The sequence below is a fragment of the Nitrospirillum goiasense genome, from assembly GCF_034427435.1.
GTDB lineage: Bacteria > Pseudomonadota > Alphaproteobacteria > Azospirillales > Azospirillaceae > Nitrospirillum.
Window position 1 is genome coordinate 211,546 of record NZ_JAXQNP010000001.1, and the last position, 21,015, is coordinate 232,560.

Annotated in this window: 14 protein-coding genes; 8 read left to right on the forward strand and 6 right to left on the reverse strand. The window is 67.7% G+C overall.

The features are described 5' to 3' along the window. Nucleotides 1-6: 6 nt before the first annotated feature. Together ULB03_RS00945 and ULB03_RS00950 are read right to left on the reverse strand one after the other, a co-directional pair. Nucleotides 7-2,082, reverse strand: coding sequence for a phosphocholine-specific phospholipase C (locus ULB03_RS00945; RefSeq protein WP_322481445.1), 2,076 nt, complete (start codon nucleotides 2,080-2,082; stop codon nucleotides 7-9). A 65-nt stretch (nucleotides 2,083-2,147) separates the two neighbouring features. Further along, nucleotides 2,148-4,916 (reverse strand): TonB-dependent receptor, encoded by a 2,769-nt coding sequence (locus ULB03_RS00950; RefSeq protein ID WP_322481446.1) that lies wholly within the window; start codon nucleotides 4,914-4,916, stop codon nucleotides 2,148-2,150. 241 nt (nucleotides 4,917-5,157) lie between these two features. On the opposite strand from ULB03_RS00950, the gene ULB03_RS00955 reads away from it, so the two are divergent. The 3 genes from ULB03_RS00955 (at nucleotide 5,158) to galA (ending at nucleotide 10,719) form a co-directional block, all read left to right on the forward strand. Continuing rightward, on the forward strand, nucleotides 5,158-6,309 hold the full coding sequence (locus ULB03_RS00955; RefSeq protein ID WP_322481447.1) for an ROK family transcriptional regulator: 1,152 nt from the start codon (nucleotides 5,158-5,160) through the stop codon (nucleotides 6,307-6,309). 90 nt (nucleotides 6,310-6,399) lie between these two features. Further along, nucleotides 6,400-7,716: an MFS transporter gene (locus ULB03_RS00960; RefSeq protein WP_322481448.1), complete on the forward strand. Its 1,317-nt coding sequence runs from the start codon at nucleotides 6,400-6,402 to the stop codon at nucleotides 7,714-7,716. A gap of 162 nt (nucleotides 7,717-7,878) precedes the next feature. Continuing rightward, nucleotides 7,879-10,719, forward strand: a complete 2,841-nt coding sequence (gene galA / locus ULB03_RS00965) for a beta-galactosidase GalA (protein WP_322481449.1) — start codon at nucleotides 7,879-7,881, stop codon at nucleotides 10,717-10,719. 224 nt (nucleotides 10,720-10,943) lie between these two features. Here galA and ULB03_RS00970 read toward each other — a convergent pair whose 3' ends face one another. Next, nucleotides 10,944-13,001, reverse strand: coding sequence for a TonB-dependent receptor (locus ULB03_RS00970; RefSeq protein ID WP_322481450.1), 2,058 nt, complete (start codon nucleotides 12,999-13,001; stop codon nucleotides 10,944-10,946). 230 nt (nucleotides 13,002-13,231) lie between these two features. On the opposite strand from ULB03_RS00970, the gene nikR reads away from it, so the two are divergent. From nikR to ULB03_RS00990, 4 genes are read left to right on the forward strand one after another with little or no spacing between them, the layout of a single operon-like run. Then, a complete protein-coding gene (nikR, locus tag ULB03_RS00975) occupies nucleotides 13,232-13,708 on the forward strand; it encodes a nickel-responsive transcriptional regulator NikR (protein WP_322481451.1) in 477 nt (158 codons plus the stop codon). A 44-nt stretch (nucleotides 13,709-13,752) separates the two neighbouring features. After that, nucleotides 13,753-14,124, forward strand: coding sequence for a type II toxin-antitoxin system VapB family antitoxin (locus tag ULB03_RS00980; RefSeq protein ID WP_322481452.1), 372 nt, complete (start codon nucleotides 13,753-13,755; stop codon nucleotides 14,122-14,124). 14 nt (nucleotides 14,125-14,138) lie between these two features. Next, nucleotides 14,139-14,531 carry a type II toxin-antitoxin system VapC family toxin gene (locus ULB03_RS00985; protein WP_322481453.1) on the forward strand — a complete coding sequence of 131 codons (393 nt, stop codon included), beginning with the start codon at nucleotides 14,139-14,141 and terminating at the stop codon, nucleotides 14,529-14,531. Then, on the forward strand, nucleotides 14,525-15,106 hold the full coding sequence (locus ULB03_RS00990; protein ID WP_322481454.1) for a recombinase family protein: 582 nt from the start codon (nucleotides 14,525-14,527) through the stop codon (nucleotides 15,104-15,106). Before ULB03_RS00985 ends, ULB03_RS00990 begins: the two co-directional genes overlap by 7 nt. A gap of 152 nt (nucleotides 15,107-15,258) precedes the next feature. Here ULB03_RS00990 and ULB03_RS00995 read toward each other — a convergent pair whose 3' ends face one another. Genes ULB03_RS00995 through iolG form a run of 3 tightly spaced genes read right to left on the reverse strand, consistent with a single transcriptional unit; the run spans nucleotide 15,259 to nucleotide 19,921 of the window. After that, on the reverse strand, nucleotides 15,259-17,550 hold the full coding sequence (locus ULB03_RS00995) for a PfkB family carbohydrate kinase (RefSeq protein ID WP_322481455.1): 2,292 nt from the start codon (nucleotides 17,548-17,550) through the stop codon (nucleotides 15,259-15,261). Beyond that, nucleotides 17,547-18,929, reverse strand: a complete 1,383-nt coding sequence (locus tag ULB03_RS01000; protein ID WP_322481456.1) for an APC family permease — start codon at nucleotides 18,927-18,929, stop codon at nucleotides 17,547-17,549. Before ULB03_RS01000 ends, ULB03_RS00995 begins: the two co-directional genes overlap by 4 nt. Next, entirely contained in the window at nucleotides 18,926-19,921 is a 996-nt protein-coding gene (gene iolG / locus ULB03_RS01005; RefSeq protein WP_322481457.1) for an inositol 2-dehydrogenase, read from the reverse strand. Before iolG ends, ULB03_RS01000 begins: the two co-directional genes overlap by 4 nt. A gap of 189 nt (nucleotides 19,922-20,110) precedes the next feature. On the opposite strand from iolG, the gene ULB03_RS01010 reads away from it, so the two are divergent. Next, nucleotides 20,111-20,998, forward strand: a complete 888-nt coding sequence (locus tag ULB03_RS01010) for a MurR/RpiR family transcriptional regulator (RefSeq protein ID WP_322481458.1) — start codon at nucleotides 20,111-20,113, stop codon at nucleotides 20,996-20,998. Nucleotides 20,999-21,015 lie beyond the last annotated feature (17 nt).

Here is a 21,015-nt window from a genome sequence, read left to right on the forward strand (position 1 = left end):
CCTCTTTCAGCTAAAGGCCCCCCAAGCCGGATCGGACCGGCTGATGCCACCGGTTTCGATATGGCCGGCCAGGCGCCAGCGCAGTTCCCCTCCCGTCCCCGTGAGGCCCAGCGTGGCGTCGTACCAGCCATCGCTGGCGGCTGTGCGCCAGGACAGCGGGTGCCGTTCCCCCGCCGCCACCGTCGCCGTCACGCTGGTCGCGCCATAGGCGCCGTCGTCAAGGCGCAGACGCAAGACCTCGCCGCCCTGGTTTTCCACCGCCAAGGCCAAGGTCTGGTCCGCGCCTTCGGCCGTCGCCGACAGTGCCAGCCGGCCGATCAGGTCGGCGCTGGCCATCAGGTGGCGCAGGAAGCCGTTCGGCCCCAGCACCAGGACATCGCACCCCTGGATATCGTGTAGCGGTAGGGGTGCTGACAGGCTGGTGCCGGCGGCCAGGGTGTGGCGCGCCGGGTTGATGCCGGGCGCCAGCCGGTCGAATACATGGAAGACCGCGCCCGTCCGGCCGCGGTTGTGGAAGGCCAGGGCCGGCCGGCCATCCGCGCCCGTCACCAGGTCCACCGCCAGGTCATAGGGGGTGGGACGCGCTAGGCGCTGCCCGGGTTCCTGGGGCAGGGGGGCGTCATGACGCACGGGGGTGGGGTCCGGCTTGTGCGCCTGGGCCTCGACCATGGCGCGATAGCCGCGCGTGTCGGGCAGCGCCGTCACCGGGGCCTGGGGCGGCCGCGCGAAGTCGAAGGCGCTGGTCAGGTCACCGCAGACCGCCCGGCGCCACGGGCTGATGTTGGGCTCCGCCACCCCGAACCGCGCTTCCAAGAAGCGCAGGACGGAGGTGTGGTCGAACACCTCGGAACAGACGGCACCGCCGGTCGTCCAGGGCGAGACGACGATCATGGGTACGCGGGCGCCCAGGCCGAAGGGCTGTCCGTCGCCGGCGTTGATCGCGCCGGTCAAGTCCACGTTGGACAGGCCGCCGGCCGGCGCCGTCGGCGGGGCCGGTGGCAGCACATGGTCGAAAAAGCCGTCGTTCTCGTCATACAGAACGAACAGGGCGGTATGGCGCCAGGTCTCCGGATTGGCGGTCAGCGCCTCCAACACCGTGGCGATGTAGGCGGCGCCGTCCAGCGGGGCGTAGCGCGGATGTTCGGAATGGTTGTGTGGCGGCATCAGCCAGGAGACGGCGGGCAGGCGGCCCGCCTTGGCATCGGCGGCGAAGACGCTGGGCGGGCGGCGGGTCATCGCCTTGGCGTGCAGCGGCGACCCCACCGGGGCATGGGCGAACTGCGTGAAGAAACGCAGGGAATTGAAGCAACTGACACCATCATTCTCATCCACCGCCGGACGATGACGCGGCCGGATCATGTCCTGGACGTCGATGGTGAAGGGGCCGTCCGCGTCCACCCCCTGATAGACGCACCAGGAGATCCCGGCCTGTTCCAGGCGCTCCGGGTACGTGGTCCAGGAAAAGGCCGGGCCGTTCAACGGCTGGAAATCGGGCCCCTCCGCCGGCTGCTTCAGCACCGGGCCGCCCGCCAAGCCCAAGGGATCGGTGGTGCCGGTCATGAGGTGGATGCGGTTGGGATTGGTGGCGCTGGGGGTGGAGCAGAAGAAGGCGTCGCAGATGGTGAAGGCGTCGGCTAGCGCGCAGTGGAAGGGGATGTCGGCGCGGGTGTAATGCGCCATGGTCAACGCGCCCTTGGCTGGCACCCAATTGTCGTTGCGCCCGCCATTCCAGGCGGCGTGCCCGTCCACCCAGGAATGGGGCAGCGAGGCGATGTTCTGGGCAGCGGTTGACGCGCCGTCCAGGGGGAAGGGGCGCACATGGCCGCCCTTGCCGTCCGCCTGGCGCCAGATGTCGCCATTGCTGCCGGGCGCCGTCGCCCGGTCGTGAAAGCCGCGCACGCCGCGCAGCGTGCCGAAGTAATGGTCGAACGACCGGTTTTCCTGCATCAGGATGACGACATGGCGGATGTCCGCCAGGCTGCCGCTTCCAGCCGGTGGCGATAGGGCCAGGGCGCGGCGGATGGGGGCCAGCAGGGCGGCGGCGCCAGCGGCGGAGAGGAGTTGGCGTCGGGTGGGCCGCACGGGGAATCTCGCGTCGAAGAGGGAAAGAAGCCCCGGGGGTGGTCGCCCCCGGGGATGACGGACGGTCACAGGTCGGGCGTGAAACGCACCCCCACCCAGAACACCGTGGGGACGGAATAGCTGTCCTTCAGCAGGTTCTGGTTGGGGCCCACCAGGCTGGTCAGGCGGCTGTGGGTCAGGTTGCTGGCCTCGCCGAACACGGTGACGCTGTCGCGCACCTTGTAGCTGGCCTGCAAGTCCAACTGCTCACGCGGGGCCCAGTACAGGTCCTGCCAGGCGATGTCGGGCACGATGGAGCGCAGGGCCTTGCCCTGGCGGTTATAGGCCAGTCGGACCTCGAAATCGCTGTCGCTATAGAACACCTGGACGTTGCGCGTCTGGTTGGGCTGGCCCACCAGGCGGCTCAAGGTGCGGGTGGCGCCGCTGGACTGCACCACCGACAGCTCGCCTTGCATGAACGACCAGTTGCCGCTGACGCCGAAGTCGCGCAGCCACGGATGGATCCATTCCAGTGAGTTGACGATGGCGTTCAGCTCCACACCCCGGATGGAGGCGTTGCTGGCGTTCTGCGGGGTGGAGACCACGGCGTTGCTGTAGGTCACACCCTGATAGGTGTAGCCGATGGAGCTGGCCGTGAAAATCTCGTCCTTGATGTCCTTGTTGAACAAGGCCAGCGACAACAGGCCGCCGCCCTCGTTGGGCAGCTTGTAGTCGAAGGCCAGGTCGACGTTGGTGGACAGGCGCGGCTTGATGTTCGGATTGCCGATGGTGACGGACACGCCGGTGGCGTTGGGATTGCCCAGGTCCGAGGCGTTGGTGAAGCTGATCGAGGTGCGGGCGGCATAGCTGTCATAGCTGGGACGGCCGATGGTCTGGCTGGCGCCCACGCGGACGTCCATGTCACGGCTGATGTCGTAGCTGGCCAGGGCCGAGGGCAGCAGGTAGTCGTAGCTGGAGCTGGTCTTCAGATTCGTCCACGCGCCGGAAACCTTGGCCCGGCTGATGGTGTCCTGGTCGGTGCTGTCGTTATGCAGCCCCACCTGGGCATGGAAATCGTCCAGGGCGTAGGCGACGGTGGCATAGGCGCCCACCGTCTGTTCCGTGTGCTTGAAGTTGTCCTGGTTGTTGAAGGACGACTGGTCCGTCAGGTTGAACCAGGACGGGTTGGCGTTGAACGCGGCCCAGGCCTTGGTCGGGTCGATGGTCAGCAGGTTCAGGCCCTGGGAGTATTTCATGGGCGCGCCGGCCGGGCCGGCGGCGTTGATCAGCAGCAGGCTGCCGGCGGTGTTGTTCGGCTCCCAATCATTGCGCCAGACGTTGTAGTCGGGGCGGTCGTCGGTGAAGCTGGCGCCCACGGCGAAGCCCAGGCCCTGGTCCTTGGGGCCCATGTTGTAGCGATAGTCGGCCCGAGTGTTCTTGATGTCGTCATCGGCCGAGCGCTTGGCGTCGCGCCAGTACAGCCCGCTGTAGTTCGACAGGTTGTAGTAGGCGCTGGGCGCCATGGCGAACTGCTGGTTCAACTGGCTGGTGTCGTAGGTGAAGCCATAGGCGGGCTTGGCCGCGTTGGCGCTGATCGCCCCGGCGGAACCGGGGGCGGGATAGCTCAACCCCGTCATATACTTCACCATGTCGAACGGCTCGCGGTAGGTCGACCGCGAAATGTCGCCGCGCACCGACAGCACCTGGTTGTTGGCCGGCCGCCAATCCAGCCCCGCTTGCGCCAGGTTGGTGGTGGTGATGATGTTGGAATGCTCGAAGCCCACCTCGACATCGCCGCCGGGATAGCTGCCCGAGGTGGGGGTCTGGTTGTAGACGGTGCCGGTGTTGCGGGGATCGAGGATGACCTCGTTCCGCTCCATGGTGTCGACGAAGCGATAGTGGCCCAGCGTCAGGAAGCCATAAAGCGAGTCCGTGGGTTGTGCTTCCAGCTTGGTGGTCGCGCCCACGCGCTGGCGGCTGTCTTCCACGTACCAGTACTTGTCCTGCTGCGGTACGGCGATGCCGTTGCCCAGGTTGTTGTTTTTCTGCAGGACGCCGGCGCTGTTGTAGAAGTTGTAGTGGACGGTGTCCGTCGTCATGTGGGTGTCGGTGAAGCTGTCCAGCTTCTGGTAATTGGCCGACACCACCACGCCGAACATGTGGTCGGGGCCGAAGGTCATGCTGCCCGTGCCGCTGATGCGCCGACCCAGCGGGTCCTGGCTGCGTGGCTGGCCATGGTCGTTGGCCATGCCCAGCGCGCCCTCCGCCGTGAAGAAGGGGCGGCCGCCATTGTCGAAGGCGCTGCGCGTCTTCAGGTTGATGGCGCCGCCGACGGCGTTGGGGTCGAGATCGGCGGTGAAGGTCTTGGTGACCTGCAGTTCGCTGATCATGGAGGTGGGCAGGATGTCCAGGCGCACGCCGCGCCCCATGGAGCCCAGGTTGCCGTTGGGCGTGCCGGGGCTGGCGATGGGCACACCGTCGATGGTCACGTTGTTGTAGGCGGGGCCCAGGCCGCGGATGACGGGCGTCGCCGCCTCGTCGCGCGGGTGTTCGTTGTCGGTGGCCGGCAGGACGGACAGGCCGGGCACGCGGCGCAGCGCCTCGACGATGGTGCGGTCCGGCAGGGCCTGGGCATCGTCGGCGCTGATGACGTCGGTGACGCCGGGGGTGTTCAGCTTGGCGTCGATCGCCTTGGCGTTCGACCGCCGAACGCCGGTGACGATGATCTCCTCCATACCCCCGGCTTCGGTGTTAGCCGGCGCGGCGGTGGTTGAGTCGGCCGCCGTTGGCGCATCCGCCGGCTGCGCCCAGACCGTCACCGCCTGCAACAGCCCCCAGGACACCGCGGTACCCATCAAGGCGCGCTTACGCCGCCCCTCACAGAGCATGATCCCCAACTTCATTTTCTCCCCCGGCCTTTGCGGCCCTTGAACCGTGGAGGTGGCTAGCCACGGGCGCCCTTAGCGCAGTTGAATTATGCAACATGCATACTATACGGAACGTATGAAATCTATACGGAATGTATGACGCCTTGATGACGGGGGCCGCTTATGTCTCTATGGCGATGTCATCCCTTGCCGCTGGTTGTTTGTTTCCATGCAGACTTTGTCCGACCTTGATCCCGCCCTGCCCGTTGTCTCCGTCGCCCGCCCGGTCAGCGACGGCGGGCGGCGCCTGCTCGACCTCGTGTTCAAAAGCGGCGGGCTGAGCCAGGCGGAACTGACGCGATCGCTGGACTTGTCGCAGCCCACGGTGACGCGGCTGCTGCAGGGTTTTCACCAGGATGGCTTGGTGCGTCTGTCCGCCCGGCAGGCGGACCGGCCCGGTCATCCCAGCGTCCATGTCAGCCTGAATCCGGATTTCGCCTATGCCCTGGGCGTCTCCATGCTGGGCGACGCCCTGTCCATGACCCTCATGGACTTTGCCGGAACGGTACGGGGCCAGCGGCGGGCCGCCATGCCCACCATGACGCGGCCGGTGGTGCTGGAGAAACTGCGCACTTTCATGCGCGAGCTGACGGATGAGGCCGGCATCGATTCCCGGCGCGTGGTCGGCATGGGGGTGGGCATCTCCGGCTTCTATGTCGGGCAGGGCCAGCTGTTCAATCCGCCCGTCTATCTGGACGATTGGGCCTTGGTGGAGATCGAACCCATCCTGGAGGAGGCGCTGCGCCTGCCGGTGCGGGTGGACAACGACGGCACGGTGGCCGCCATAGGCGAGAACCTGTTCGGTGTCGGCCGCCGCTGCCGGAATTTCGCCTATCTGCACCTGACCAACGGTTTCGGCGGCGGCATCATCGCCGATGGCAAGCCCTTCCGCGGGCAACACGGCAACGCTGGCGAGTTCGGCGGCGTGTGGACCCTGGCGGGCGTCACCTACACCAATCTCGATCTGCTGCAGACCTGCCTGAGGGAGCATGGCCATGCCTTCGCCACGGTGGAGGACATGGTGCAGGCCATCGACATCAGTTGGCCCGGCGTTTCGCAATGGCTGGACCATGCCAAGCATTCCTTCGGCGTGCTGTGCGGCCTGCTGGCCTACAGCATCGATCCCGGCATGATCGTCATCGGCGGCCGGCTGCCGCCCTCCATCGCCCAGGCCCTGGTCGAGCAGATCGTCGTGCCGCAGCAGAACCACCGCCGCGACCGGCCGCCGCCCTCGCCCAAGGTGGTCGTGGCGGAGGCGCCCGGGGATCCGGTGGCCTTGGGGGCCGCCGTCACGCCGCTGCGCAACGCCTTTTTTGTGTAAGCAGCCCCCAGGCCACCGGCAGGGGCCCGACACATCCCTGTAACCTGGCGGGGATAGTGTGCCGGCGGAACGATGCTGGGGGCATGGCCGATGGCCAGCGGGGCGATAGCCTGGAACGGGGGATGGGCGGCGCTATGGCGGACGCCCCTGTGGCGGGCCTATGGCGTCGGCCATTACGGCAAAAGCCTGGTCTGGTACAGCAGCGAATTGCTGTTCGCCTACTTCCTGACCGAGGCGTGCGGCTTGCCGCCGCGCGCCATGGGCATGGTCCTGGCCGTGTCACTGGTGATCAACGGCGCCACCGACATGGCGATGGGCCACCTGCTGCGGCGGCTGGCGGGGACCATCTCCACCGCCGCCCGTCTGCATTTCATGGGCAGCGTCCTGGCGGGGGCGGCCCTGCTGCTGTTCCTGGCCACGGGCCTGGTGCCGGAGGCCTGGCGCCTGGGCTACGCCCTGGTGACGGGGCTGGTGTTCCGCCTGGCCTACGCGCTGTACGACGTGCCGCAGAACGCCGTCCTGGGCATGATCGCCAGCGACAGGGTCCGCACCACCGTTTCAGCCTTACGCTTCGTCGGTGCCGGCTTGGCCACCCTGTCCATCGCGGTCACCGCGCCTGTCCTTCTGACTGGCGGCGCGACGGACAAGGCGCGGGCCTTCACCCTCTACGCCTTGGTGTTGTGGAGCCTTGGCATGGTGAGCGCCGGCTGGTTCTGGCGCGCGGCGCGGGGGGGCACGGCGCCCGAGGGGACGCCCCGGTCCCCCGAGGGGGCGACGCGGCGCCCGTCATTGCCCCTGCGCCTGCCTATGGGTTTGATCAGTGTCCTGGCCGCCGAGTGCGGCCTGGCGGCCTGCGCCTCGGTGTTCACCCGGCTGGAGCCTTATTTCGCCGCCACCGTCCTGACCTCCTCCCTGGCGCGGGGAACGGTCATGGCCTGTGTCGCCCTGGGCGGCCTGGCGGGCCAGCCGCTCTGGACCACGGTGGTGGAGCGCACCACGCCGTCGGCGGCCTTCCGTGCCTCCGGCGCCATGGCCATCACCGGGGCCCTGACCTTCCTGCTGTTCGGCGCGCACAGCCTGGTCCTGACGGCCGCCGCCGCCCTTCTCCTGGGGGCGGGCCTGGGGGGCTTGAGCATGCTGCTCTGGGCCGCCGCCGGGGCCTGCGCCGCTGCCCCCACGATGTCCGGCCGGCATTTGGCGCCTACGCAGGTTTTCGGGCTGCTGACCTTGTGCATCAAGGCGGGATGCGCCGTCGCCATCCTGGTGGTCAGCGAGATCCTGGTGTGGCGGGCGGGTGACCGTCAGGCCGTCGTTTCCGCCCTGGGCCTGATCGTGCCGATGGCTGTCATGCCGTCGCTGGGGGCGGTCCTCTGCCTCATGCTGACGCCCCGCCTGCGGCTATCCTGATCCGGTCATCTGTGGAACGCAAATTCCAAAAACATAAAATATGGAATTGACGTTGCGAGGCTGGAGATCCCCCGTTAGCATCCCGTCCTGGCGGTGCTGAACACCGCTTGCGGAACGGTGGGGGAGGGGGCTTTGGCGGGACGGGGTGTCAGTCGGCGTCAAATGCTGAAGGCGGGCGCCGCCGCGGTCGTCTCCACGGTGACCCCTGTTCCTGTCATGGGGGCTGGCCTGTCACCGTTGCCGCGCCCTGGGGCGACAGCCCCGGCTTCTGCGCGCCAGGTGCTGCTGCTGGACCAGGGCTGGCGCTTTTTCGAGGGCGACATTCCGTTCCCGGACATCCTGGGCCAGGATGAGTCCTACGACAACGCCAAGGCGGGCAAGGCCTGGGGGGCGGCGGCCCCCGAGTTCGATGATTCCGACTGGGCCGCTGTCCAGGTGCCCCATGACTTCGTCAGCTTCCAGCCCATCCAGCCGGACGCCAACCGGGCCCAGGGCTACCGCCGGCGGGGCATCGCCTGGTACCGCACCGCCCTGCGCTTAGACCCGGCCGACCAGGGCCGCCATATCGAATTGCAGATCGACGGCATCGCCACCCACGCCACCCTCTGGTTCAACGGCACCGTGGTCGAGCGGAACTGGAGCGGTTACAACGGCATCACCATCGACCTGACGCCCTTCGCCACCTTCGGCGACGACCTGAACACCCTGGCCATCCGGGTGGACGCCCACGCCATGGAAGGGTGGTGGTATGAGGGCGGCGGCCTCTATCGCCCCGTCCGCATTGTAAAGCGCGACCCGGTCCACATCGTGACCGACGGCGTCTACGCCCACCCGGTGCCGCAGGGGGACGGCTGGGTGCTGCCGGTGGAGGTTACCGCCTACAACGCCGGCAAGACCGCCGCCGCCATGACCGTGGTCAGCACGCTGGAGGATGCGGAGGGCCGGGTGGTGGCCAGCGGCCAGGCGCCCGTGTCCGTGCCCGCCCTGGACCAGGGCGTCGCCCGCCTGGACTTGGCCGTGGCCAGCCCCCGGCTATGGAGCGTGGAGGCGCCCACCCTTTACCGCGTCCAGACCCGCCTGATGGCGGGGGACCGGTGCGTGGACGCGGTCACCACCCGGTGCGGGTTCCGCACCACGCGCTTCGACAAGGACAAAGGTTTCTTCCTCAACGGCCGGCCGCTGAAGATCAAGGGCGTGTGCGTACACCAGGACCATGCGGGCGTGGGCACCGCCATCCCGGATGGGGTGTGGGACTATCGCATCCGTCGGCTGAAGGATCTGGGCTGCAACGCCATCCGCTGCACCCACAACGCCCCCTCCGCCGTGGTGCTGGATCTGTGCGACCGGTACGGCCTGCTGGTGATGGATGAGAACCGGCAGTTCAACCCGTCGCCCGACACGCTGGCCCAACTGCAATGGATGGTGCGGCGGGATCGCAACCACCCATCGGTCATCCTGTGGTCGGTGTTCAATGAGGAGCCGATGCAGGGTTCCGCCGCCGGTTATGAGATGGTGCGGCGCATGGCCCACGCGGTGAAGGCGCTGGACGCCACCCGCCCGGTGACAGCGGCCATGAACGGCGGCCTGTTCACCCCCGTCAACGTGTCCCAGGCGGTGGACGTGGTAGGCTTCAACTACCAGCAGGACAAGTACGACGCCTTCCACGCCGCCCATCCCGACCTGGCGCTGATGTCCTCCGAAGACACCAGCGCGTTCAGCACCCGCGGCGCCTATGAGACGGACAAGGACAGCCGCACCATCGCCGCCTACGACGACCCGGTGACAGGCTGGAACACCCATCGCGCCGCCTGGAAGGCCATCGCGACACGCGACTTCATCGCCGGCGGCTTCGTCTGGACGGGCTTCGATTATCACGGGGAGCCATCGCCCTGGGGCTGGCCGTCCAACTCCTCCTTCTATGGCATCATGGACCTGTGCGGCTTCGCCAAGGCGGCCTTCCCCATCCACCAGGCCCAATGGGTGACGGACCGGCCCGTGCTGGCGCTGGTGCCCCACTGGACCTGGCCTGGGCGGGAGGGGCAGCCCATCAAGGTGATGGCCTGCGCCAACATGGCGGAGGTGGAGCTGTTCCTGAACGGCCGCTCCCTGGGCCGCCAAGCGGTCGATCCCTATGAGATGAACCACTGGATGGTCCCCTACGCCCCCGGCCGGCTCGAGGCGGTGGGCTATGCCGGGGGCACGGTCACGGCCCGGACCCAGGTGGAGACGACCGGGCCCGCCGTGGCCCTGCGGCTGACGCCGGACCGCGACCGGATGTGGGGCGATGGCCTGGACGCGCAGCCGTTCTCGGTCGAGGCCATCGACGCCCAGGGACGGCCGGTGCCCGTGGCCCAGGATCTCATCACCTTCGCGGTCGAGGGCGGCGACATCATCGGCCTGGGCAATGGTGATCCCAACAGCGCCGCACCGGAGAAGGGGAACCGCCGCGCCCTCTTCAACGGTCTGGCGCAGCTGATCGTGCAGGCGCGGACCGGTGCGCCCGCCCTGACGCTGACCGCCACGGCCGCCGGCCTGAAGCCCGCCCGCGCCCGTGTCGCGGTTGATGCCGCCCCTCCGCCGGCACGGCAGGCGACAACGGGGTCCGACCTGATCCTGGACACTTGGTATGCCGCACCCGTGGCGGCGACCCTGGACGCGGCGTTGGCGTATCGGCAGGCGGATCCCACGGCCTGGGACGATTTCGGCACGCGATGGGCCCACGACCCCCAGGCGACCGACGGCTACACCCTATGCTCCGTGCGCTTCACGCCCCACGCCAAGGTCGGGCGCCAGGGCGGGCGCGTGGTGTTTATCAGCCTGGTCGGCGTTTGCGACATTTACGAAGGCGGCCGCCTGCTGGGCCGCAAGACCACGCCCGCCCCGGGCCGGGTGGAGGTCGCGCTGACCCCCGGCGCCGGCCAGCGGCGCCTGGATGTCCTGTTCCAGACCCCCGCCGGTGCCGCGTTCGGCTTCGACCACAACGTCGTCGTGCGCCAGGCCTGAGCGACGTCGAGTTCGGATTTGTCGGCCGGTGGAGCCTGAGTTTTGCGTATATTGGGGTGACGACATAGACCGGGCAGAAATATGCGCCAAGCGGACGAACCGAGAACATCACGCCGCAACGGCCATAAGGGGCCCTTTGAGCAGGCGGAACCCATCGCCATCAAGCTGGGGTGTCTCAGTCCCGACGCATTGCCCCGGGTTGCTTAAAAAGTTCGCATTAGCGGCTAAAATGCGACCCTAAGGGTGAACCGGGCGGAGCGCGGCTCCACCGGGTGGAAGTGGATGTCATTGACCGGCGCCGCTTCCCCCGGCAGCTGCGAGGGGTAGTAGTAGTCAATCTGGTGGGCGTGACGGTCCAGCAGGTTGAACACGTCCACCTGCAGACTGACGGCGTCGGTCAGTTTGTAGCCCACGCGGGCGTTCACCAGGCTCGTGGCGGGCGACCAGACGCTGCCATCCTCCAGCAACGGCCGGGGTCCGAAATAGCGGAACTGCAACCCCGCCTCCAGACCCGAGGCCCACGGCCCCAGGGCCCCCAGGTCGGTGATGGTGACACCCACCGATGCGTTGATCTTGGAAGCGCCGGGGATGAAGTCGCCCGGGTGGCCATCGATCACGTCGGCCTCGCCCGTGTCGCGGCTGGTGAACCGTGCCCGCGACAGGGCGAAGTCGGCATCGATGATCAGCCAGGGGAATGGGGTGTAGAAGGTACCGATCTCCATCCCCTGCCGCCGGCTGGGCCGGCCGGCGGAGGTTTGGCCGGCGTCGCCGCTGAAGGTCAGCTCGGAATCGATGTCCAGCACGAACAGGCTGAGCGTGGCCTGGAGATGAGGTATCAGGCCGGTGCGCAGGCCCACCTCATACCCAGTGGCGGGGGTCATCAGCGGCGTCTTGTTCTGCGTGGTGATGGCGCCGGACAGGATGGTGCCCAGCGCGTCCACCTTGGTGACGGCCCCCCGCACGTCGTTGCTGTGAAAGCCCCGACCGATGCTGCCGTAGAACTCCGTTTCATCCCAGGGCCCCAGGATAACGTTCAGCTTGGGGCTCAGCAGCCCCTTGGACGCCGTGCCGGAGTTGGCCGTATCGCTGCTGCTGTCGTCGCCATAGAACACATCCTGCCGCAACCCGGCCACAGTGCGCAGCTTGTCCGCCCACTGGGTACGGTTCTCGAGGTAGAGGCCGCCGCTGGCCTCCACCACGTCATCGGCTCGCACCAGGAAGCGTTCCACCCGCTCCGTCGTGCGGGCCAGCACCAGGTTGATGTCGTCCACCCGGGTCTGGAAGCCCACCGTGTTCTGTCCATCCAGGCCGAACCAGTTGGCATAGCGGGTGTAGCCGACCTCCCCGCCATAGATGTGGCGGTGGTCCTTCTGTTCGAACTGGTCGTTGACGGGTGCGGGGAAGTCGATGGAATAGTCGAAGTCATTGAACAGCGTCATGTCATAGCCGATGACATAGGCGCTGGCCTTGATCTGCCGGTCGCCGTCAGTGTCGGCGTAGCGGCCGGATACGCTCCAGCGTGAGGAGCTGCCCCCATCGGTGGGGTCGATGGCGTCGTAGAGGCCGATCAGCCCCTCCTCCACGGCGCGTTCGGGGATCTGGTTGGTGGCGTGGAAATGGTCGCTCATGCCCATGGCGGTGACGGCCCAGCCGTTATCGGCGCTGCCCTGGCTGTAGCGCAGGACGCCGTTCACCTTGTGGAAGTTGTCGGGGATGGTCCACGGCCCATCGACATGGGTGTATTCCCCCGCCACCAGCAGGGTGCCGCCGGCCACCTGCCGGGATGCTGCGGCCATGGCGCGCTGGTCGCCCAGCGTGCCGGCACTGACGCTGGCCAGGTCATGGTCCAGACTGTCCAGATAGTCGATATGCACTGTACCGGCGGTGGCGAAGTCTCCGTCCGCCGCCGTGTAGGTGCCCTTGCCGTAGCGCAGGTCGGCCGCCAGCTCCGGGATGAAGAAATTGAGGTCGGCATAGCCCTGGCCGTGGGCGTGGGTGCGCATGTTGACCGGCATGCCATCCACGCTGATAGCGATGTCTGTGCCGTGGTCCAGGTTGAAGCCGCGCAGGAAGTATTGGTTGGCCTTCCCCTCGCCGCTGTGCTGGGTGACGATCAGGCTTGGCACCGTTTCCAGCAGTTCGCCCACGCGATAGGCGGGCCGCAGATCCAACTGTTCCTTCAGCACCGTGCCCTGGCTGGCTGTGTCGGCGCTGCCGATCAGGCCCTGGGGGCGCAGGCCGATGACGTCGATGACCGAGGTGCCGGCGTCCTGCGTGGGCACACCAGCCCCGGCCGCACCTGAAAAAAACAGTCCCGTCAGTGCCGTGCCGGCCAGCAGCCGGCGCCGCGCCCTTGCCCCATACCCCATTTGCCAATACCCCCCGTTCCCGCCATCATCCCGGCTGTAGCCGGCGGTTAGGCTTATGGACCCTAGCTTAGGCGTGTATGCTGTTTCTTGAGATACGTCATACATACACCAAAAGCTGGGTTGGCGCATGTTTGGGGGACTTCATGCAACGTGTGACGATCAGCGTTTCCGATGAGTTCGCGGCGGAACTGGAGGCTTTCATGGCCCGCTACGGTTATGACAACCGGTCGGAGGCGTTGCGCGACCTGGCACGGACAGGCCTGGGCCAGACAGCGGTGGCGGCCAGCGAGGACGCCAGCGGCCATTGCTATGCCACACTGGCCTATGTCTACGACCACCACACCCGTGATATCCCCCGGCGCCTGACAGAGACGTACCATGGCCGCCACGACCTGACGGTCGCCAACCTGCATGTGCACCTGGACCACGACCATTGCCTGGAGGTAGCCGTACTACGCGGTGCCACGGCGGAGGTCCGCGGCTTCGCCCAGGCCATCATCGCGGAACGCGGCGTGCGCCACGGCCACGTCACTTATGTGCCGGTAGATATCGGCAACGAAACTCACGTTCATGGCCTATCGGGCGCTCAACCGCATACGCATGTTCGCCCAAGAGGTTGAAGGCTTCTTGAAGAGGAGCCTCACCGCGTTTATGCAGAAACGAATTGCCTTTCAGTGTCATTCCGCAATACGATTTTGAATTATTTCCCAAGCGGGCCTGTGTTGTACGGCGGCCTTTCAAAAACGGTCGTTATGTAATCGAGGAGAACACCATGAACCTCGCGGTGGATGCGGACACGGAGCGTTTTGCCCTCCGGCTGGCCAGGCTGCGCGGGGTTTCGGTGGAGCAGGCGGTGGGCGCCGCGGTGCGAGCCGAGTTGGCCCGTGCCGAACGGGCGACCAACGATACGCTGACTTCGGAGCAACGGGCCAAGGTGGAACAGACGATGGCGATGGTCGCGGGTCTACCGCGTCTGTCGGACGCCGGTGAGGACCCGTCTTCATTCTTATATGATGAACACGGCTTGCCCCGCTGAGCCCCCGCCGAGCCATGGTCATCGACACCTCGGCGATTATCGCCATCCTGAATGCCGAGCCCGAAGCGCGGACCTTCGTCACCAAGATGGCGGCGGCGAGTGTCTGCCGGCTTTCCGCCGCCACCTTCATCGAAGCCGGCCTGATCACGCGCCGCGACCCTACCGGCGCGTGCCGGCGAGCACTGGACCAGTTGATCCTGGACTACGCGATCCGGATCGAGCCTGTCAGCGAACGACAGGCCCGGATGGCGCTTGAAGCCCTCGACCGGTTTGGCAAGGGAACCGGCCACCCCGCCAGCCTGAACTATGGCGACGGGTTTTCCTATGCCTTGGCGATGGATACCGGCGAACCTTTGCTGTTCAAGGGTGAGGACTTTCCCGCGACGGACGTGGTGCCGGCATGCTGATCGGCTACGCCCGGGTTTCCAAGGGCGACGACCAGGGCGACGCCCTGCAACTGCGGGCGCTCAAGGAAGCCGGCTGCGGCCGGATCTTCACCGAGGCGATATCCAGCGGCCGTTGGGACCGCCCTGAGCTTCACCGGCTCATCGACCAATTGCGTCCCGGCGATGTGGTGGTGGTGTGGAAACTCGACCGCCTATCCCGATCATTGAAGGACCTTTTGCACCTGATCGACCGGATCACCCGGGCCGACGCGGGATTCCGCAGCTTGACCGAGGCGATCGAGACGACCAGCCCCGCCGGCCGAATGCTGATGCGCATGGTCACCTCCTTCGCGGATTTCGAGCGCGCCATGATTCAGGAACGCACCAGCGCCGGTCTGGCCACGGCCCGGGCGGAAGGACGTGTTGGCGGCCGGCGTAAGAAGCTCGATGCCGCCAAGCGGCGTGAGATCGCCGAGAGCGTGCTATCCGGCCGGAAGACCGGCGCCGAGATGGCCAGGCTCCATCACGTCAGCCAGCCGACGGTGTCGCGCATCGTCGCGGAATACCAGACGGCGTTAACAGCGGGCGGGGCATAGCGGACCATTCCGGCCGCCTTCCGCGACCAGGTGAGATGGTGCCGCGAGAGGTTCTGGCCTTCGCCGCCGACCAACTCGACCTTTCGCCTGACGTCCGTGAGCCGGCCCCCCGGTTCCGATGGGGAACGCGGGGAGCCGGGGATGGACGCGGATCAGCAATGGATGCAGCGGTCCAGCAGCTCATGCAGCAGCGGATCCGACGGCTCCCACTCGCCGATGGCGGGGTGAATCAGGAAGGCCATGCGCGCCGTCAGCCTGTCGGTGTTCATGGCCGACCGGATGGCCGCGCGCTCATAGGACTTCACCGACTGCACCAGGCCGTGGACTTCGTCCGGCAGGGGTTCCAGCGGTTCGGGGATGATGGCGTCGCGGCTGATCTGGCAGGGCGTCTCGATGATATCCCCGTCCGGCAGGTTGGGGATGGCGCCGTCGTTGCGGGTGTTGACGATGATGCGCGCCGGCTTATCGCCGCACAGCGCCGTCATGACGTCCAGCGCGATGCGGTGATAGCCGCTGGCCACGCGGAAGGGATCCTCATCGAACGCCGCGTCCTTATCGAAGGCGGACCCCGCCGACGCCTCCAGCTTCATATAGGAACCGGAGCGGCGGTTGAGGTAGGCGGCATAGGCGGCGACCGCGCCCTCGCCGTCATCGGCGCCCAGCCGGTCCCTCAGGGTGGCGAACAGCTCGTGGTTCAACTGCTCCACCTCCGTGCCCCGGCTGCTGCCCTGGCGCTTCTGGTTTTCCAGCGCGCGGCGGCGGCTGTAGTAGAAGAACAGGTATTCCGTCGGGATCAGCCGCAGGGTGCGGATCATGGCGAAGTCGAACAGCGGGGCGGTGTAGAGCTGTGACAGGATGCTGTCGTCATCCAGAACCCTGTCGGTCACGTCCTCGCCGCGCAGCCGGATGCGGCGGACCCAGCCCAGATGGTTCAGGCCGACATAGTCGCACACCACCTCGTCATGCCGCGCGCCCAGCGCCAGGGTGATGCGGTGCAGCAGTTCGGTGGGCGTGTCGCAGATGCCCACCACCCGCGCGCTGGTGTGGGTGCTGATGGCCTGGGTGATCAGGCCGGCGGGGTTGGTGAAGTTGACGATCCAGCCGTTGGGCGCCAGCCGCTCCACCACCCGCGCCTGCTCCAGCGCCACGGGCACGGTGCGCAGCGCCATGGCGGCCCCAGCCGGTCCCGTCGTTTCCTGGCCGGGATAGCCGTGCTTGATGGCCGCCAGCTCATCCGCCGCGCGCGAAGCGATGCCGCCGACGCGCACGCTGTTCAGGATGAAGTCCGCGCCCTCCACCGCGTCCTCAATGGAGGCGGTCTCGCGGATCTTCAGGCTGCCGCCTTCCTTGGCGACGACGGCGCGGCCCAGGGCGGCGATGACCTTCAGCCGCTCCTGGTCCGGGTCGTACAGCACCATTTCGCGGGCGCCCAGCGCCTCCGCCGCCTCGTTGATGCCGAAGATGACCAGCGGCGTGCGCACGCCGCCGCCGCCGATCATCGCGATCTTACGATCGGTAGGTCTGCTCATAGGTGCTCCATAGTTCCGTTCGGTCGGGGATGCCCCCAGGGCGCCCGCCACACGCGTGGACAGGGCGCCGCAAATACAGGCGCGGCGCAGGCGTTCCAGCAGCGGCGCGCCATCCAGCAGCGCGTCGATGTAGCCCGCGTCAAAGGCGTCGCCGGCACCGGTGGTGTCAACCGTGTCCACGGGCGGCGGGGTCGCGGCGCACAGATCCTCCCCCGCCAAGCCCACGGCGCCCCGCTGCCCCAGCTTCAGCACCGGGTGGGGCAGGGCCAGGCGCTGGGCCAGCGTCAGATAGTCCACCGTCCCATCGCTGCCGGAAAACAGCGACGCCTCTTTTTCGTTCGGCAGGAAGTGGTCGATGGCCTGGCAGGTGGCATGGTTCGCCGGGTCCGGCAGCCAAACCGGCTGGAACCCCACGTCCAACGAGGTGGTGCAGCCGGCGGCCCGCAGGGCGGGCAGCAAGGCCTCGGCCACCGCGCGCTCCAGCGGCAGGGCGAAGTGGACATGGCGGGCGCGGGTCAGGTCCGCCACCGTCGCCGGATCCGCCAGCAGGGCGGCCAAGGCCTTGTTGACGCCGATGTGGGTGAAGAAGGACCGGTCCTCACGGGTGGAGACGCTGATGCTGATCCCGGTATGGCCGGCACCGATGCGCAGGCCATCAGTGCCCAGGCCATAGGGTGCCAGGCGTTGCCGGAACCAGTGGGCGTCCGCCTCACCGATGATGCCGACCAGCTGGACCCTGCGGCCCAGCCGCGCCAGGCCGCATGCGGTGTTGGCGGCACCCCCGCCCACCTCGCGGGTGTAGGCGTCGGTCACCACCTCCTCCCCCGGCTGGGGCCAGGTAGTGAAGCCGCTCAGCACATGGTCGATGTACAGTTCACCGACCACCGCCACGTCATGGGTCTTGGGCATGGTCATGGCGCCCGCCAGGCCGGCAGGCGGAAGGGCCAGGCCCCCTCCCGCCGGGATTGGGCCAGATAGACGGCGACACCCAGGGCCAGCATGGCCACGCCGATGGCGATGTGCCGGGGCTGGCTGGTGGCGACGATGTACAGCCACCCGGCGATGGTGACGATGACGGGCAGGGGGTACAGCGGCATGCGGAACTGCCCCGGCTGGGCCGGCCCCTGGCGGCGCAGCATGACCACCGCCACGCACTGGGCGGTGAATTGGAACAGCGTCTGGATGACGATCAGCACCGCGATCAGGTCGGCCAGGGAGAAGAAGCAGGCCACGGCCGAGGCCCCGCCCATGAACAGCAGCGACACGGTGGGGAACCGGCCCTTGGGATGCAGGCTGGCGAAGGGCTTGAAGAAGCGGCCATCCACCGCCGCCGTGTAGGGCACGCGGGAAAAGCCCAGCAGCACCACCAGGGCCGACCCCCAGCTGGCGATCAGGATCAGGATGGATACCAGGACGCCGCCCCAGCGGCCGTAGATCACCTGCATGAACTCCGCCACCACCGCGTCGGACTTCTGCGCCGTCTGCCAGGGCAGGGTGCCCAGGATGGACAGGTTCAGGCCCAGGTACAGCACCGCCACGATGGCGATGGACAGCAGCACGGCGCGGGGGATGGTGCGGCTGGGGTTCTTGATCTCCTCACCGATCATGCAGACGTTATTGTATCCGCCGTAATCGTAGACGGCGATCAGGGTGGCCGACCCCATGCCCATCCAGAAGGCGCCCGTGGGCTTGAACGCGCCCTCGGGAAAGTCGAAGGCCAGCTTGGCGTCGAAGTGCCAGGCGCCGCTGAGGACGATCCAGACGCAGGCGGCCACCACCACCACGGTGATGCCGATGGACAGGCGCTGGATGGACCGGATGTCGCGGTACAGCAGGGCGGTGTTCAGCAGGCAGACGGCCGCCGCCACCACCATCATGTGCCAGGGCTTCATGTCCGGGGCCAGGAAGCTGGCGTACTGCGCCAGGCCCACCGTGCCGGAGGCGATGGACAGCGGGCCGATGAGCAGCGACTGCCACAAGTAGAGGAAGCTGAACAGCCGGCCCAGACGGGCAGGGCCGAAGGCGTGCAGCAGATAGTGATACGGGCCGCCCGAGCGTGGGAAGGCCGACCCCAGCTCCGCCCACACCAGCCCGTCATAGGCGCACAGCACGGCCCCCACCAGCCAGCCCAGCATGGCCTGCGGGCCGCCCATGGCGGAAATGGCCAGGGGGATGGTGATGAAGGGGCCGATGCCCACCATGTTCAGGACGTTGGCGGCTAGGCCACCGCCCAGCCCGATGCCGCGAACCGGCTTCAACGCGGTGGGAGTGGCAGGCTCGGTGGCCGGGGTCATAGACGGACCGCCTGGCCAGTGGCGGCCGACCGGGCCGCGGCCTCGGCCAAGGCCAGGGCGGCGACGCCATCGGCATAGCCCACACCGGGCTTGGCCGTTCCGGCCAGGATATCGGCGAAGTGGGCGACCTCGCGCCGGTAGGCCTCCGCGTACCGGTCCAGGAAAAAGTTCTGGAAGGCGTCGCTGGCCATGCCGGGGTTGCCCCCAGCCCCGCCCCAGGTGGTGACGCTGCTTTCCAGGATGTTGTCGGCGCGCAGCAGGCCGCGCGATCCGAACGCCTCGATGCGCTGGTCATAGCCATAGCCGGAGCGGCGGCTGTTGCTGATGACGCACAGCTTGCCGGAAGCGGTGCGCAGGATGGTCTTGGCGGTGTCGACATCGCCGGCCGCGCCGATGGCGGGATCGACCAGGCAACTGGCGGCGGCATAGACCTCCACGACCGGCTCTGCCAGCAGCCAGCGCGCCATGTCGAAATCATGGATGGCCATATCCTTGAACAGGCCGCCTGACACCGTGATGTAGCTCACCGGCGGGGGCGCCGGGTCGTGGCTGGTGATCTGCAGGGTTTCCAAGGGGCCCACGGCGCCGGCGTCGAGTCGCGCCTTCAGGGTGGCGAAATGGGGATCGAAGCGGCGGTTGAAGCCCAGCAGCAGGGGGGCGTCGCCGCCCAGGGTGGGGGCGGCGGCCTGGGCGCGGGCCAGGTCCATGTCCAGAGGCTTCTCACACAGCACCACGGCACCGGCGGCGATGGCGCGGGCCGCCTGGTCCAGGTGAAGGTCGGTAGAACTGGCGATGATCACGCCCTTGACGGCGCCATCGGACAGGGCCGTGTCCATGTCGGCCACCGTCGCCCCGGTTTCGGCGGCCACGGCGTCGGCCGCGGCGGCGTTGGGGTCGGTGACGTACTTCAGGCGCAGGGCCGGATGGGCCGCGACGTTACGGGCATGAATACGGCCGATGCGGCCGGCGCCCAGGATGGCGATGTCGAACATGCAGGCTCCCTGTCAAGGCCTGGCCGCCCGGCGTGTCCGGAGGGTCGCCGTCCGGCGGGCGGTCATGATCATATTATGGAATGAAAATATCATACCATGGGGTATGATGGAATATCCATAACGCCGGGTGGCGTTGCCTTCGCCCGGTGACCGTTTATTCTTAGGGGCATGTCGAATTCTGGAGGGACGATGACGGAGAGTGCCACCGCGCCGCGCACGGCGGAAGAGCTGCGCGCGGCCATATTGGAACGCTACGACACCTTCAGCAAGCGGCTGCAGCAGATCGCGCGTTTTGTCCTGGACCATCCGGACGATCTGGCGCTGGAAACCCTGGCGGTGGTGGCGGAACGCTCGGGCGTCCAGCCGTCCGCCATCGTCCGCTTCGCCAAGGCGCTCGGCTATTCCGGCGCCATGCCCATGCAGCGCCTGCTGCGGGATGGCCTGCTGGCCAACCACACCGCCCTGGGCTATGGCGAGCGGGTGCGCCAGTTCAACGCCGCCTTGGACAGCCAGGCCGGCGCGGGCGACGACGGGGAATTGCTGGCCGAGTTCGTGGACCGGGACACGCTGGCGCTGGAAAACCTGCGCCAGACCATGACCAAGGCCGAACTGGCCCGCGCCGTCAAACTGATCGATCAGGCCCAGACCCTGTACATCATGGGCTTCCGGCGCGCGTTCCCGGTGGCCTCCTACTTGGCATATTCGTTCCAGCAGGTGGGCAAGCGCACGGTGTTCGTCGACGGCGTGGGCGGATTGACTCGTCAGCAGATCGGCGCCATCGGCGAGTCCGACCTGCTGATCGCCGTCAGCTACCACCCCTATGCCGAGGAAACCGTCCACGCGGTGGAGGGGGCGGTGTCGGCCGGTGCCAAGGTCCTGACCATCACCGACAGCCTGGTCAGCCCCATGGCCAAGATGGCGGCGCACGTCCTGCAGGTGCGCGAGTCCGAGGTGCGCGGCTTCCGCTCGCTGGCCGCGTCCCTCTGCCTGGCGCAAACCCTGGTCATCGGCCTGGCCTTCGAGCGGGAACGGGCGGGGGCCCGCACCACCCCGCGCGCCCGGCGGCGGCGATCATGAAATCCATTTCCGATATT

Excerpts from the sequence above, each read along its gene's own strand:
- ULB03_RS01000 (WP_322481456.1), bottom strand. The coding sequence starts at position 18,929 with ATGACCCCGGCCACCGAGCCTGCCACTCCCACCGCGTTGAAGCCGGTT.
- galA (WP_322481449.1), top strand. The coding sequence starts at position 7,879 with ATGCTGAAGGCGGGCGCCGCCGCGGTCGTCTCCACGGTGACCCCTGTT.
- ULB03_RS00985 (WP_322481453.1), top strand. The coding sequence starts at position 14,139 with ATGGTCATCGACACCTCGGCGATTATCGCCATCCTGAATGCCGAGCCC.
- iolG (WP_322481457.1), bottom strand. The coding sequence starts at position 19,921 with ATGTTCGACATCGCCATCCTGGGCGCCGGCCGCATCGGCCGTATTCAT.
- ULB03_RS00995 (WP_322481455.1), bottom strand. The coding sequence starts at position 17,550 with ATGACCATGCCCAAGACCCATGACGTGGCGGTGGTCGGTGAACTGTAC.
- ULB03_RS00950 (WP_322481446.1), bottom strand. The coding sequence starts at position 4,916 with ATGGGTACCGCGGTGTCCTGGGGGCTGTTGCAGGCGGTGACGGTCTGG.
- ULB03_RS00955 (WP_322481447.1), top strand. The coding sequence starts at position 5,158 with ATGCAGACTTTGTCCGACCTTGATCCCGCCCTGCCCGTTGTCTCCGTC.
- ULB03_RS00960 (WP_322481448.1), top strand. The coding sequence starts at position 6,400 with ATGGCCAGCGGGGCGATAGCCTGGAACGGGGGATGGGCGGCGCTATGG.
- ULB03_RS01010 (WP_322481458.1), top strand. The coding sequence starts at position 20,111 with ATGACGGAGAGTGCCACCGCGCCGCGCACGGCGGAAGAGCTGCGCGCG.
- nikR (WP_322481451.1), top strand. The coding sequence starts at position 13,232 with ATGCAACGTGTGACGATCAGCGTTTCCGATGAGTTCGCGGCGGAACTG.
- ULB03_RS00990 (WP_322481454.1), top strand. The coding sequence starts at position 14,525 with ATGCTGATCGGCTACGCCCGGGTTTCCAAGGGCGACGACCAGGGCGAC.